A 15,365-nucleotide genomic window follows, 5' to 3' on the forward strand; every position below is an offset into this window, starting at 1 on the left:
AGTATGCGAAATGAGTTTTGATGACCAAATGCGGGATGCTCTGAAGACTTTTGTGATTGAAAGTCTGGAGTTGTTGCAAGACATGGAAGACGGCTTACTCGGTCTGGAAGACGATCAGGAGCCATCCGAACGAATTAACGCCATCTTCCGAGCCGCACATACTATCAAGGGTTCGGCGGGATTGTTCGGACTGGATCACATCGTTGCCTTCACCCATGTGGTGGAAAGCGTGCTCGACACCTTGCGCGACGGAAAGTTGAGCGTTTCACCGGAACTGGTCGCCATTCTGCTACCTTGCTGCGACCATATGATTGAGCTGATTCAAGCAGTGGCCGACGGCGAAGTAGACGCCAACCCGGCGATGACCAATGCAGAACGACAATTGCTGGATGGCTTGGAGTCTTTTTTGAAGCCTGAGCCCAAGCAGGCGATGACTACCGTGCAACAAGCTGGCGAACCGCTCGAAGCCAGCGGTGGCGGCGTAATCGACAGCGGCAATTGGCATTTGTTTATTCAATTCGGCGAAAACTGTCTACGCGACGGTATGGATCCCTTGTCTTTCATCCGCTATTTGGCAACGCTAGGCGAGATTATGTCGCTGACTACTTTCAGTCATGCGATGCCGGATGCCGAAAGCATGGATCCAGAGAGCAGTTATCTGGGTTTTGAAATTGTCCTAAAAAGCGACGCAGACAAAGCCGCTATCGAAAGCGTGTTCGATTTTGTTCGCGAAGGCAGTTACATCCACATTTTGCCGCTGGAAGACAAAATCCCCTACTACGTCGAACTGATCAATTCGCTGGGCGAAGACAATGCCCAACTCGGCGAGCTATTGCTGAAAAGCGGGGTCATTACCCAACGTGAACTACAAGAAGGCCTCAACGCGCAGCAGGCGCAAGTCCCGCAACCGAATACCCGCCTCGGCGAAATCTTGGTCGATCAACAAGTGGTACAGCAGCCGTTGGTGAATGCGGCACTGGAAAAGCAGCAGCAGATTAAAGACAACAAGGCCCGAGAAAACCAAACCATACGGGTCGACGCCGAGCGCTTGGACAAACTCATCGATGTGATAGGCGAACTGGTTATTTCGGGTGCGGGTGTCAATCTGCGTGCCTTACATACCAGCGATTCCGCGCTATTGGAAGCCACCAGCGAAATGATGCGCTTGGTCGAAGAAGTGCGCGACGGTGCATTGCAACTGCGGATGGTGGCGATAGGCGCCACATTCAGCCGCTTCCAGCGAGTGGTGCGCGATGTCGGCAAAGAACTGGGCAAAGATATTGCCTTGGTCATTACCGGCGGCGACACCGAGGTGGATAAATCGGTTGTCGAAAAAATCGGCGATCCGCTGATGCACTTAGTCCGCAACGCCATGGACCACGGTATCGAGTCTGCCGAAGTCCGCGCCGCGCGCGGCAAACCCAGTCGCGGTGAGCTCAGGTTAAACGCCTACCACGAGTCGGGCAGCATCGCCATAGAAGTTAGCGATGATGGCGGTGGTCTGGATCGTGATCGAATTTTGGCAAAAGCCATCGAAAAAGGTTTGGTGCAAGCCGACGCCAAACTAAGCGACCATGAAATTTATAGCTTGATTTTCGAACCCGGCTTTTCAACCGCCAGCCAAATTTCCAATCTGTCCGGGCGCGGTGTGGGCATGGATGTGGTCAAACGAAACGTGACCGATTTACGCGGCGACATCGAAGTTGAAAGCAGGCCGGGTCAAGGTTCCACTATCCGCATTCGTTTACCACTGACATTAGCCATCATTGATGGGTTTTTGGTGGGTGTAGGTAAATCGTCATACGTGATTCCTCTTGACCGGGTTGTCGAGTGTCTGGAGTTGTCCGGCGATTTGATTGACAGGGATTACATGGATTTGCGCGGCGAAGTGCTGCCTTTTATCCGCTTGCGCGATCTGTTCAACATCAGCGGAGATCAACCGCGCAGACCTAATGTCGTCGTGGTGCATGCAGCGGGTGTCAAGACGGGGCTAGTCGTTGATCGCTTAATCGGCGAGTTTCAGACGGTTATCAAGCCGCTTGGCAAATTATTCGGCCATGTAGAGGGGCTGGGTGGATCCACGATCTTGGGCAGTGGCGAAGTGGCGTTAATTTTGGATGTACCCGTATTGGTTAGCGCCTTTGAGCACAAGCTTCAGGGCAATATGCACGTGGCACAGGCTTGAGCCAAATTGGAAAAAAGCCAATTACACACTAAGGAAAATAGTCATGAGAAATAATCAACCCGTTACTGACGTCGAATTACATTTTTCCGAAGAAGACATTCTCACCTCTACCACCGATTTGAGTGGCTATATCACCAGTGTCAGCCCGGCTTTCATCAAACTGAGTGGCTTCACGGAATCGGAACTGCTGGGGCAGCCGCACAACATTGTGCGCCACCCGGATATGCCGGAAGAGGCCTATGAATGGATGTGGCGAACCATTTCCGCCGGTTGCACTTGGCGCGGATTGGTAAAAAACCGTTCCAAAAATGGCGATTTCTATTGGGTGGAAGCCAATGTCGCGCCAATTTACAACGAAGGCCAGATGATTGGTTACCGGTCTATCCGCTTCAAGCCAGCACGCAGCGAAGTTGATGCGGCGGCAGCGCTATATGCCCATATCAAAGCCGGTCGCGTTAAAAATCCCTTTAAAGAGGGAAAGATTTCTAGTGTATTTAGCAAAATTAAGCTCTGGCAAAAGTTTGTTGCCTTAGTGGTTCTGGCTATTGCTATGTTCGCAGTGCCAACCTACTTTTTGATAAATGACAATATCGCAGACAAGGATTTCGCATTAAAGGAAAAACAAGGTGTCGATTACTCTACGGAGACCATCAAACTGATGCAACTGGTGGTAGAGCACCGTGGCTTGAACGCGATGGTAATCGCCGGCAACACACAGGAAGCGAGCCGCCGGGAGGCGAAACGCAACGAAGTCAATCAGCAAATCGCCGGTATCTCCGCATTGGACGGACGGTTGGAGGAATTAAAGCTGACTTTGGCCTGGCAAGCGCTCAGGGAAAAATGGCAAGAGCTGGCGGCTTCGGCTAGCAAATTTGATGCACAAACCAATCTTGCAAAGCATGGCGAATTCATTAGGCAATTGCACGCTTTTAACCGCAAAGTGGCTGATGCTTCGGGACTAGGATTGGATCCGGAAGCCGATACCTATTACGCCCAAGTGTTGGCAATCAGTTTATTTCCTGAGCTGTCCGAACAATTGGGTATGCTCAGAGGCGTGGGTTCGCCGATTTTGCAGCGAAAAACCGTGACTGTTGCAGAAGCCGCTTACCTGCGAGCATTAATCGCGAATGCTGAAGAAACCCTGGCGATGATCGACGAGAATATTCCCAAAATCGGCAGCATGAACCCCGCACTCCGCACGGATTTGCAAAAAGCCACCGCCTTAGCCAAGCAAGCACTGACCTTGACTGAAACGGAAATTTTACAACGCGGGCAACTTGAGCTTGCCGGCAGCGATTATTTCAACAGCTTGACGCAGGCTATCCAACAAAACTTCTCGTTAGCAGGAGGATTTAGCAAGTTGCTATATGCCGGTTTGGATGCCCGTTTGGCGCGATTAGGCGGCACTATCAACACTACGATGATAGTCGTGTCCTTGTTCTTGTTGGGTTTCCTGGCAATGAGTTGGTACATCGTCATGGGGGTGCTCCGCCCTGTCAATGCCATGATTCATGCCATGACCTTGTTCGGGCGCGGCCAAATGCCGCAAAACGATAGCCATAACTACGGCTTAGAATTCAATCAACTGAATGAGGGTGTCAAAGCCGCAGTATTTTCCGTGCAATCTTTGATTGCCGATGCCGTCATGCTGTCCCACTCAGCCGTTGAAGGACAGCTGTCCACCCGTGCAGATGCGACTAAACATCAGGGTGATTATCGGAAAATCGTCGTAGGCGTTAACGACACGCTGGAAGCCGTGATCGGCCCTTTGAACGTGGCTGCCGAGTACGTCGATAACATCTCCAAAGGCGCGATCCCCGCAAAAATCACCGACACCTACAACGGCGATTTCAACACCATCAAAAACAACCTGAACAACTGTATCGACGCGATCAGCAGCATGGTGGCCGAAGCCGCTGCGCTGGAAAAAGCCGCCATCGAAGGCCGCTTAGCCACCCGCGCCGACGCCAGCCAATACCAAGGCGATTACCGCAAGATTGTCGAAGGCGTCAACAACACCCTGGATGCCGTGATTGGACCTTTGAATGTCGCGGCCGAGTACGTGGATAACATCTCCAAAGGCGCGATCCCCGCCAAAATCACCGACACCTACAACGGTGATTTCAACACCATCAAAAACAATCTGAACAACTGTATCGACGCGATTTCCAACATGGTGGCCGAAGCCGCTGCGTTGGAAAAAGCCGCCATCGAAGGCCGCTTAGCCACCCGTGCCGACGCCAGCCAATACCAAGGCGATTACCGCAAGATTGTCGAAGGCGTCAACAACACCCTGGATGCGGTGATCGGACCTTTGAACGTCGCTGCCGATTACGTGGACAACATCTCGCGCGGGGCGATTCCGGCGAAAATCACCGACACCTACAATGGCGATTTCAACACCATCAAGAACAACCTGAACAACTGTATCGACGCGATCAGCAGCATGGTGGCCGAAGCCGCTGCCTTGGAAAAAGCCGCCATCGAAGGCCGCTTAGCCACCCGCGCCGACGCCAGCCAATACCAAGGTGATTACCGCAAGATTGTCGAAGGCGTCAACAACACCCTGGATGCTGTGATCGGACCTTTGAACGTGGCGGCCGACTACGTCGACAACATCTCTAAAGGCGCGATCCCCGCCAAAATCACCGACACCTACAACGGTGATTTCAATGTCATCAAAAACAATCTGAACACCTGTATTGATGCGGTGAACGCCTTGGTGGCCGATGCCAATATGTTATCGACCGCTGCCGTCGAAGGGCGTTTGGCCACCCGCGCGGATGCCACTAAGCACCAAGGCGATTTCCGCAAAATCGTCGAAGGGGTCAACAGCACGCTGGATGCGGTAATCGGGCCCTTGAACGTGGCCGCCGAGTACGTGGACAACATCTCGCGCGGGGCGATTCCGGCGAAAATCACCGACCACTACAACGGTGACTTCAACACCATCAAAAACAACCTGAACAACTGTATCGATGCGATTTCCAGCATGGTGGCCGAAGCGGTGGCCTTGGAAAAAGCCGCTATCGAAGGCCGCTTAGCCACCCGCGCCGACGCCAGCCAGTACCAAGGTGACTACCGGAAAATCGTCCAAGGCGTCAATAACACGCTGGATGCGGTGATCGGGCCTTTGAACGTGGCGGCCGAGTACGTGGACAACATCTCTAAAGGCGCGATCCCCGCCAAAATCACCGACACCTACAACGGCGATTTCAATGTCATCAAAAACAATCTGAACACCTGTATTGATGCGGTGAACGCCTTGGTGGCCGATGCCAATATGTTATCGACCGCTGCCGTCGAAGGGCGTTTGGCCACCCGCGCGGATGCCACTAAGCACCAAGGCGATTTCCGTAAGATTGTCGAGGGGGTGAACCTGACCCTGAATGCGGTGATCGGCCCGTTGAATGTGGCGGCTGACTATGTCGATAACATTTCCAAAGGCCACATTCCCGCCAAAATCACCGACACCTACAACGGTGATTTCAACACCATTAAAAACAACCTCAACACCTGTATCGATGCGGTCAATACGCTGGTGGCCGACGCCAATATGCTGGCCACCGCTGCGGTTGAGGGGCGCCTGCAAACCCGTGCCGACGCCAGCAAACACCAAGGCGACTTCCGCAAAATCGTCGAAGGCGTCAACGACACCCTGGATGGGGTGATCTTGCCGCTGAATGAAGCGGTCGAAGTACTGGCATTGGTTGAACAAGGCGACCTAACCCGCAACGTGACCGGTAACTACCAAGGCCAGTTGGGTGAATTTAAAGACACCGTGAATAACACCGTCGCCAAACTCTCCCAAACCATCGCCGAGGTGATTTCCGCCGCGGATCAACTGGGTAATGCCTCCGAACAGATCAGTTCCACTTCCCAATCGCTGTCGCAAGCTGCCAGCGAACAAGCAGGCAGTGTCGAGATCACCAGTGCCAGCATCGAGGAAATGGCGGCCAGCATCAACCAGAATGCCGACAATGCCAAAGTCACCGACGGCATGGCCAGCAAAGCCGCTACCGAAGCCAGCCAAGGCGGTGAAGCGGTGAAACAGACCGTTGACGCTATGCGCGAGATTGCCAAAAAAATCGGCATCATTGACGACATTGCCTACCAGACCAACATGTTGGCATTGAACGCCGCCATCGAAGCGGCGCGCGCCGGCGATCACGGCAAAGGCTTTGCGGTGGTGGCGGCAGAAGTGCGCAAGCTGGCCGAGCGCAGCCAAGTGGCGGCGCAGGAGATTGGCGAGTTAGCGGAAAACAGCGTCGAGACTGCGGAAAGTGCGGGCAAGCTGCTGGATGAAATCGTACCCAGCATAGCCAGAACCTCCGACTTGGTGCAGGAGATTGCCGCCGCCTCCCAAGAACAATCCGCCGGTGTCAGCCAAGTTAACAATGCCATGAACCAGATGAACCAGATTACTCAGCAGAATGCATCCGCCAGCGAACAGTTGGCGGCTACTGCGGAAGAAATGATGGGGCAAACGGAACAACTACAAAGTTTGATGAGCTTTTTCAAAATCACCTCTTCCGGACATGCTGCTAGCCGCTCTGCAACCCAGGCAACATCGCGTCGGTTAGAAAGTGCGAAACAGGCAAGTGCGAAAACCACAGAGGATGACGCCATCGACTTGGATGCAGCCATTCAAGCGCACAGCGAGTGGAAGGTGAAACTGCGCCGGGGTATCAGCCAACACGAGCACATGGATGCCGTCACCATTGGTCGGGACGATTGCTGCAAGTTGGGTAAATGGTTGCACGGTGGCGGTCAAAAGCAATACAAACATTTGTCCGGTTTTCAGGACTGTCTGCATAAACATGCGCAGTTTCATCGCGAAGCCGGAAAAGTGGCCGAGGTGATTAATAGTGGCCAATATGAAACCGCCGAGTCCTTGTTAGATGCGGGCAGCGCGTTTGCATTGGCCTCCAGCCAAGTCAGTGTTGCCATTGTGACGTTAAAAAAACAAGCACATTTATAAAATCGGAGCCATCTCAAGCTGGTTTTTATGAGCTAGAAAAAGCTGGTATCAACTTTTATTAACCCTGCCCTCAAATATCGTCGCTCCCGTGTAAGCGCAAACCCAGTTTTCACGCTGGACTTCAGCTTACGCGGGAATCACGGAATCAGGGAGTTTAAAGGCCTGGTTGATAATCTACTGGCGACTAAAAGGGAAGTTGGCAGCGTGGCGACTTGAAGTCCGCGCTTTTAGAGGATGCGGTACTTACGGAGCGCGTGAGCGAATCAAAATTTTAAATTGCATGAGGGTTAAAAAAATGACAGTCACACAACGTTTGTTGTTATTAATCGGTTCCGCTGTGTTGGGTTTGGCTGGTTTGGCCGGCTTCAACTATGTGCAGATCGACAAAGTGTATACCGCCACCAACTTCAATACTATCAATACCTTGCCTAGTGTGTTGTTGCTTAACGATATTGTTGGAGAGATATCTGGAGTCCGCGCGCACGTCTGGCAGCATTTAACGGAAACCGACGATACCGCCATGGCCGGCGTCGAACAAGAAATCGACGAAAAACGCGCGAATATCGATAAGCTTTTGAGCGACTATGAAAAGCTTTTGACCGATGATGAGGACAAAAAACTGTTACAGGACGATAAAGCTAGTTTGGCGGAATACGACAAATTACGGCTCAAAATTCGTGATTTATCCAGGCAGAATAAAAATGCCGAAGCCCGCATTGTGATGATGGGCAATCAGCCTGTGGTTGATAAGCTGTTGGATGCGTTCAAAAATCATAGCGAATATAACCAGCGTCTGGGTAAAAACTCATCGAACGAAGCCGTTTCGATTCAGTCCAGCGCCATTACCATTTCCGTCATTATTACAGCGCTAACGATACTGGCTATCGGCACCTTGGGTTTTTTCATTGCCCGAACCCTGACACGGCAATTGGGTGGCGAACCGGATTTTGTTGCGGATTTGGCTTATAAAATCTCGCAAGGGGATTTGACCACCGTTATTCAACTCAAAGCCGGCGATAACAGCAGTGTTATGGCCAATATGAAGCAGTTGAGCGATAACATCAAAGCGCTATTAGCCGAGATGGATCATATGGCCGCAGAACATGAAAAAGGCGATATTGATGTAGTGGTTGATCAACAAAAATTCCACGGTAGTTTCAAGACCGTCGCCAAAGGCGTTAACGACATGGTTAACGGTCATATTGCTGTGAAAAAAATGGCCATAAAGTGTTTCATGGAGTTTGGCAAAGGTAATCTCGAAGCCGATGTTGAAAAATTGCCTGGCAAAAAGCGATTTATCAATGAAACCATAGATTTAGTTCGCGATAACATCAAGGCTCTAGTAAATGATGCCGCCATGCTGTCGCAAGCAGCCGTCGAAGGCCGCCTGTCAACCCGCGCGGATGCCACGAAACACCAAGGCGACTTCCGCAAGATTGTCGAAGGCGTCAACAACACCCTGGATGCCGTGATTGGACCTTTGAATGTCGCGGCCGAGTACGTGGATAACATCTCCAAAGGCGCGATCCCCGCCAAAATCACCGACACCTACAACGGTGATTTCAACACCATCAAAAACAATCTGAACAACTGTATCGACGCGATTTCCAACATGGTGGCCGAAGCCGCTGCGTTGGAAAAAGCCGCCATCGAAGGCCGCTTAGCCACCCGTGCCGACGCCAGCCAATACCAAGGCGATTACCGCAAGATTGTCGAAGGCGTCAACAACACCCTGGATGCGGTGATCGGACCTTTGAACGTCGCTGCCGATTACGTGGACAACATCTCGCGCGGGGCGATTCCGGCGAAAATCACCGACACCTACAATGGCGATTTCAACACCATCAAGAACAACCTGAACAACTGTATCGACGCGATCAGCAGCATGGTGGCCGAAGCCGCTGCCTTGGAAAAAGCCGCCATCGAAGGCCGCTTAGCCACCCGCGCCGACGCCAGCCAATACCAAGGTGATTACCGCAAGATTGTCGAAGGCGTCAACAACACCCTGGATGCTGTGATCGGACCTTTGAACGTGGCGGCCGACTACGTCGACAACATCTCTAAAGGCGCGATCCCCGCCAAAATCACCGACACCTACAACGGTGATTTCAATGTCATCAAAAACAATCTGAACACCTGTATTGATGCGGTGAACGCCTTGGTGGCCGATGCCAATATGTTATCGACCGCTGCCGTCGAAGGGCGTTTGGCCACCCGCGCGGATGCCACTAAGCACCAAGGCGATTTCCGCAAAATCGTCGAAGGGGTCAACAGCACGCTGGATGCGGTAATCGGGCCCTTGAACGTGGCCGCCGAGTACGTGGACAACATCTCGCGCGGGGCGATTCCGGCGAAAATCACCGACCACTACAACGGTGACTTCAACACCATCAAAAACAACCTGAACAACTGTATCGATGCGATTTCCAGCATGGTGGCCGAAGCGGTGGCCTTGGAAAAAGCCGCTATCGAAGGCCGCTTAGCCACCCGCGCCGACGCCAGCCAGTACCAAGGTGACTACCGGAAAATCGTCCAAGGCGTCAATAACACGCTGGATGCGGTGATCGGGCCTTTGAACGTGGCGGCCGAGTACGTGGACAACATCTCTAAAGGCGCGATCCCCGCCAAAATCACCGACACCTACAACGGCGATTTCAATGTCATCAAAAACAATCTGAACACCTGTATTGATGCGGTGAACGCCTTGGTGGCCGATGCCAATATGTTATCGACCGCTGCCGTCGAAGGGCGTTTGGCCACCCGCGCGGATGCCACTAAGCACCAAGGCGATTTCCGTAAGATTGTCGAGGGGGTGAACCTGACCCTGAATGCGGTGATCGGCCCGTTGAATGTGGCGGCTGACTATGTCGATAACATTTCCAAAGGCCACATTCCCGCCAAAATCACCGACACCTACAACGGTGATTTCAACACCATTAAAAACAACCTCAACACCTGTATCGATGCGGTCAATACGCTGGTGGCCGACGCCAATATGCTGGCCACCGCTGCGGTTGAGGGGCGCCTGCAAACCCGTGCCGACGCCAGCAAACACCAAGGCGACTTCCGCAAAATCGTCGAAGGCGTCAACGACACCCTGGATGGGGTGATCTTGCCGCTGAATGAAGCGGTCGAAGTACTGGCATTGGTTGAACAAGGCGACCTAACCCGCAACGTGACCGGTAACTACCAAGGCCAGTTGGGTGAATTTAAAGACACCGTGAATAACACCGTCGCCAAACTCTCCCAAACCATCGCCGAGGTGATTTCCGCCGCGGATCAACTGGGTAATGCCTCCGAACAGATCAGTTCCACTTCCCAATCGCTGTCGCAAGCTGCCAGCGAACAAGCAGGCAGTGTCGAGATCACCAGTGCCAGCATCGAGGAAATGGCGGCCAGCATCAACCAGAATGCCGACAATGCCAAAGTCACCGACGGCATGGCCAGCAAAGCCGCTACCGAAGCCAGCCAAGGCGGTGAAGCGGTGAAACAGACCGTTGACGCCATGCGCGAGATTGCCAAAAAAATCGGCATCATCGACGACATTGCCTATCAAACCAACATGTTGGCATTGAACGCCGCCATCGAAGCGGCGCGCGCCGGCGATCACGGCAAAGGCTTTGCGGTGGTGGCGGCGGAAGTGCGCAAGCTGGCCGAGCGCAGTCAAGTGGCAGCGCAGGAGATTGGCGAGTTGGCCGAAAACAGCGTCGAGACAGCGGAAAGTGCGGGCAAACTGCTGGATGAAATTGTCCCCAGCATTGCCAGAACCTCCGACTTGGTGCAAGAGATTGCCGCGGCATCCCAAGAACAATCCGCCGGTGTCAGCCAAGTCAACAATGCCATGAACCAGATGAATCAGATTACTCAGCAGAATGCATCCGCCAGCGAACAGTTGGCGGCTACTGCGGAAGAAATGACCAGTCAGGCTGAACAACTGCAATCGCTGATGAGCTTTTTTAGACTCGACGACAGCGGTCGAAAAGCGACGATCACAGCTGAAGTCAAATCAGCAAAAAAGGCTGTCAAAATCAAGCCCGTCGTTCAGGCAAGTGCGAATATTGATCATGACTTCGATTTAAACCAGTTCGAACGTTTCTAGGAGCGGGCCATGACAGGACTTGCAACAACTCAAGAAAAGCTACCCGCCGCGCAGAGCAAACAGACTGCGCTGGCGGGTCAATACCTAACCTTTACGCTTGGGGGAGAACTTTACGCACTGGGCATTTTGAGTAGTAAGGAAATCATCGATTACGGCAATCTTACCGAAGTCCCCATGATGCCGGTGTTTGTGCGCGGCGTGATTAATCTGCGCGGTAGCGTGGTGCCGGTGGTGGATTTGCTGGCGCGCTTTGGCAAGGGATCGACGCCTGTGGCCAAGCGCACCGGTATCGTTATTGTCGAAACCGCCAGCGAAACTGAAGATGGCGTATCCCAGGATTTGGGGATTATCGTGGACGCCGTCAACGAAGTGGTTGAAATCGGTGAACAGGATATAGAGCCGCCGCCCAGTTTTGGGGCGGGGATTCGGCCTGACTTTATTAACGGCATGGCCAAACGGAATGGCCGCTTTGTTATTTTGTTGAACGTCAGCAAGGTGCTTTCGGTGGATGAAATGGCGGCTTTGAGTAAAGTTCGCCAAGACCGTCAAGCATTGCCGGATACAATCAACGCTTGATCGTTCCAAGACTTGAGGCGTTTAAATTTATCGACATGTTGGTTAACCCACAAATAGGAGTTTAGAGTGTCGTCAATCCATCGTGTCGGCGCGCCGATATTGCATAAGCAAGAGTTTGCCTGGATCAGGGACTATCTTTACAAGCACGCCGGTATTGTCCTAAACGATAGTAAGCAGGCTATGGTAATGGGACGTTTGGAGAAGCGTTTGCGTCATCATGGTATCGATAGCTATGGCGAGTATTTTCGGCAATTCGGTAAGCCGGGGTTCGAAAATGAAACGACGATGGCTATCGATTTGCTGACTACCAATGAAACCTATTTTTTCCGCGAATCCAAGCATTTCGATTTTGTAGTTGAAAAAATTTTACCGCAACACTCAGCGGCAAAACCGTTTCGAGTTTGGAGCGCGGCCAGCTCCAGCGGTGAGGAAGCTTACACGCTGGCAATGCTGTTGGCGGAATATTTGAGATCCCGGCAATGGGATATTGTCGGGACCGATATTTCCACACGAATTCTGGAAAAAGCCCGGCGTGGTTTGTACCCCAGCAATGCCGCCGAAAAAATCCCTCAAATCTTGCTGAAAAAGTATTGCCTGAAAGGGACTGGTCAGTATGACGGTTTTTTGCTGGTTGCTCCTGAGCTACGCAGCCACGTTAAGTTCGAATATGCCAATTTGATAGGAACGTTGCCGGACCTGGGTACCTTCGACGTGATTTTTTTACGTAACGTAATGATTTACTTCGATATGGAAACCAAGCAACGCCTGCTGGACAAAATTGTTAAATACCTGCGGCCCGGCGGCTATTTTTTTATCAGTCATTCCGAATCTTTAAGCGGTATGAAAACCGAGCTGCAAACCATCATGCCGTCGGTTTATCGCAAAGCTTTGGATTAATTGGGCTGTAGCGAGCTAGTCCGGCATTCGCGTCTAACTACCTGCTTAACAAACTGCTTCAAGTGCGTGCCTCCCTCATACTTAAAATCGTCATTTCGGCAGCGAACACCACAATCCAGGTCGCACATGGATACAGCGAAGTTTACCTTCCATAGCGCTAAATGGCGAGCATGACGGGCTTTCTTTGGTTTAGCTGAGGCCTGTTATTGATCAGGAAACTTTATTCTCCACCGCCGACTCGTTCATAATCGCGCTTTTATTTTCTGGGGCGGCCAATATGCGTTATTTACACACTATGGTTCGGGTAAAGGATCTTACCGAATCACTGGATTTTTATTGCAATAAGCTAGGTTTGCTTGAAGTGCGGCGCATGGAAAGCGAAACCGGACGTTTTACCTTGGTGTATCTGGCTGCACCTGGCGACCGGCAAACCGCTGAAGCGGTTGACGCGCCATTGCTGGAGCTGACTTACAACTGGGATACCGAGGACTACGGCGGTGGCCGTAATTTTGGACATTTAGCCTTCGAGGTAGACGATATTTATGCGGTATGCCAAGACTTAATGGCGAAAGGGGTCACGATTAACCGGCCGCCGCGTGATGGTCATATGGCATTTCTGCGCTCACCCGACCAAATTTCTATCGAATTGTTACAAAAAGGCCAGGCATTGCCGCCGCAAGAGCCGTGGGCCTCCACGCCCAATGTTGGCGTTTGGTAAGGTCTGTCGAATTGTTACCGCTGAGTCTTTATATCCATTTTCCGTGGTGCATCCAGAAGTGCCCGTATTGCGACTTCAACTCCCACGCCGTTAAACACCCAATTCCCGAACAGGCTTATATCGACGCCTTGCTGACCGACCTGCGCGCTGATCTGGAATTGCTGGGCGGGCAGCGGAAAATCAACAGTATATTTATGGGGGGCGGCACACCCAGCTTGTTTTCCCCGGAAGCCTTAGGTCGTTTGTTGGCCGGTGTCAGGCAGTCAGTGCCTGTTGCCGAACATTGCGAAATCACTTTGGAAGCCAATCCCGGCACCTTCGAAAGCGCAAAATTTCATGAGTTTCGGGCATTGGGGATTAATCGCCTGTCGATAGGCATTCAAAGCTTTCAGGACCGGCATTTGCGGACATTAGGGCGGGTGCATTCCGCCGCCGAAGCCAAGGCCGCGGTGGAAATTGCCGTTACGGCCGGGTTCGATAATTTCAACCTGGATTTGATGTTCGGCTTACCGGATCAAAGCGAGCGCGAGGCCTTAGATGATGTGGAAACAGCAATCAGCTTGGCCCCAACCCATATTTCCTTTTACCAACTGACGCTGGAACCCAATACGTATTTTTATAAATTTCCGCCGAAATTGCCGGAAGACGACCTGATATTTGCCGCTCAAAAGCGCTGTCAGCGGCTATTGGCGGAGAACGGCTTTCAGCAGTACGAAGTGTCTGCGTATGCAAAACCCGGCAAGCAATCCCGGCATAATCGCAATTACTGGCAATTTGGCGATTATCTGGGGATAGGCGCCGGCGCGCACGGCAAAATCAGCCTTGCCTTGCCGGATAAGATTATGCGCACGGTTAAGCCGAGAAGCCCGGAACAGTATTTATCGCAACCCGGTCGATCACAATACGAAGCGATTGAGGTCGCACAATTGCCGTTAGAGTTTCTGATGAACCAGTTGCGAGTAAAAACGGGCTTTAGCCTGAAGGATTTTGAACGGACCACCGGATTGGCGGCAAACAGCTTGGAGCCTAATTTATCGCGCTGTGTGGCTGAAGGCCTGTTGTGTCGGGATGGCTTGGTCTATCGCTGTAGCGAAAAAGGTTGGGATTTTCTGGACGTGGTCCTAGAAAAATTCATCGATTAAATACGCGCGGGTATAATTGCTCTCATTTTAGATTTGTAACACTCCACGATGCTCGATTACCAAAAACAGTTTATCCAGTACGCTTTGGATTGCGGCGTATTAAAATTTGGCGAATTTCATTTAAAGTCCGGACGTGTCAGTCCTTATTTCTTTAATACCGGCCTATTCAACAGCGGCGCTCAGCTGGATAAATTGGGGCAATTTTATGCGCAGACGCTGATTAGCGCCGGTGTCGAGGTAGATGTATTGTACGGACCGGCCTATAAAGGCATCCCGTTGGTCAGCACCACCTCGATTGCCTATTCCCGCTTGCAACGCGACATTCCGTTTGCGTTTAACCGCAAAGAAGCCAAGGATCATGGCGAGGGCGGCGTATTGGTCGGCGCGCCCTTGCAAGGCAAAGTCTGGATTCTGGATGATGTGATTACCGCAGGTACGTCGGTGCGTGAATCAGTGGAAATCATCAGTGCCGCCGGCGCGACGGTTGCGGGTGTCGTGATAGCGCTGGATCGTCAGGAAAAAGGTCAGAACGAATTGTCGGCCGTGCAGGAAGTGTCGACACAATTCGGTATTCCGGTGCTGGCGATAATCTGCTTGGCGGACATCATCGAATTTATTTCCCAACAGAGCGGTTCGGCGGATAAGTTGGCCATTATTCAAGCCTATCGACAGCAGTACGGAATTTGAGTATCCATGCGTGCCCGAGGCTTTTGCTTATGGATTATTGGTCTACACTTAGCCGTTACAATTTGCCCCTTATATTGAGT

The 15,365-nt window shown here is 52.0% G+C and carries 8 protein-coding genes; all 8 read left to right on the forward strand.

Annotated elements, in window-relative coordinates; genetic code table 11:
* Positions 1-10: 10 nt before the first annotated feature.
* The gene (locus tag ACWAU0_RS05250) at positions 11-2,185 is read left to right on the forward strand and encodes a chemotaxis protein CheA (protein ID WP_458138519.1); all 2,175 of its coding nucleotides are present in this window, start codon (positions 11-13) and stop codon (positions 2,183-2,185) included.
* Positions 2,186-2,228: 43 nt separating this feature from the next.
* Positions 2,229-7,166, forward strand: coding sequence for a methyl-accepting chemotaxis protein (locus tag ACWAU0_RS05255; protein ID WP_458138520.1), 4,938 nt, complete (start codon positions 2,229-2,231; stop codon positions 7,164-7,166).
* A gap of 295 nt (positions 7,167-7,461) precedes the next feature.
* Positions 7,462-11,265, forward strand: a complete 3,804-nt coding sequence (locus ACWAU0_RS05260; protein WP_458138522.1) for a methyl-accepting chemotaxis protein — start codon at positions 7,462-7,464, stop codon at positions 11,263-11,265.
* 9 nt (positions 11,266-11,274) lie between these two features.
* Positions 11,275-11,841: a chemotaxis protein CheW gene (locus tag ACWAU0_RS05265; RefSeq protein ID WP_033158168.1), complete on the forward strand. Its 567-nt coding sequence runs from the start codon at positions 11,275-11,277 to the stop codon at positions 11,839-11,841.
* A 66-nt stretch (positions 11,842-11,907) separates the two neighbouring features.
* Positions 11,908-12,738, forward strand: coding sequence for a CheR family methyltransferase (locus tag ACWAU0_RS05270; RefSeq protein ID WP_084153383.1), 831 nt, complete (start codon positions 11,908-11,910; stop codon positions 12,736-12,738).
* A 277-nt stretch (positions 12,739-13,015) separates the two neighbouring features.
* Positions 13,016-13,456 (forward strand): VOC family protein, encoded by a 441-nt coding sequence (locus ACWAU0_RS05275; RefSeq protein WP_033158169.1) that lies wholly within the window; start codon positions 13,016-13,018, stop codon positions 13,454-13,456.
* Positions 13,423-14,598, forward strand: coding sequence for a radical SAM family heme chaperone HemW (gene hemW / locus ACWAU0_RS05280; protein ID WP_225892973.1), 1,176 nt, complete (start codon positions 13,423-13,425; stop codon positions 14,596-14,598). The genes ACWAU0_RS05275 and hemW overlap by 34 nt, the downstream gene beginning before the upstream one ends.
* A gap of 48 nt (positions 14,599-14,646) precedes the next feature.
* Entirely contained in the window at positions 14,647-15,285 is a 639-nt protein-coding gene (gene pyrE / locus ACWAU0_RS05285; RefSeq protein WP_033158171.1) for an orotate phosphoribosyltransferase, read from the forward strand.
* The last annotated feature ends 80 nt before the right edge of the window (positions 15,286-15,365 follow it).

It is taken from the genome of Methylomonas sp. Uni0009 (genome assembly GCF_054188105.3).

Excerpts from the sequence above, each read along its gene's own strand:
- ACWAU0_RS05250 (WP_458138519.1), top strand. The coding sequence starts at position 11 with ATGAGTTTTGATGACCAAATGCGGGATGCTCTGAAGACTTTTGTGATT.
- ACWAU0_RS05255 (WP_458138520.1), top strand. The coding sequence starts at position 2,229 with ATGAGAAATAATCAACCCGTTACTGACGTCGAATTACATTTTTCCGAA.
- ACWAU0_RS05260 (WP_458138522.1), top strand. The coding sequence starts at position 7,462 with ATGACAGTCACACAACGTTTGTTGTTATTAATCGGTTCCGCTGTGTTG.
- ACWAU0_RS05265 (WP_033158168.1), top strand. The coding sequence starts at position 11,275 with ATGACAGGACTTGCAACAACTCAAGAAAAGCTACCCGCCGCGCAGAGC.
- ACWAU0_RS05275 (WP_033158169.1), top strand. The coding sequence starts at position 13,016 with ATGCGTTATTTACACACTATGGTTCGGGTAAAGGATCTTACCGAATCA.
- pyrE (WP_033158171.1), top strand. The coding sequence starts at position 14,647 with ATGCTCGATTACCAAAAACAGTTTATCCAGTACGCTTTGGATTGCGGC.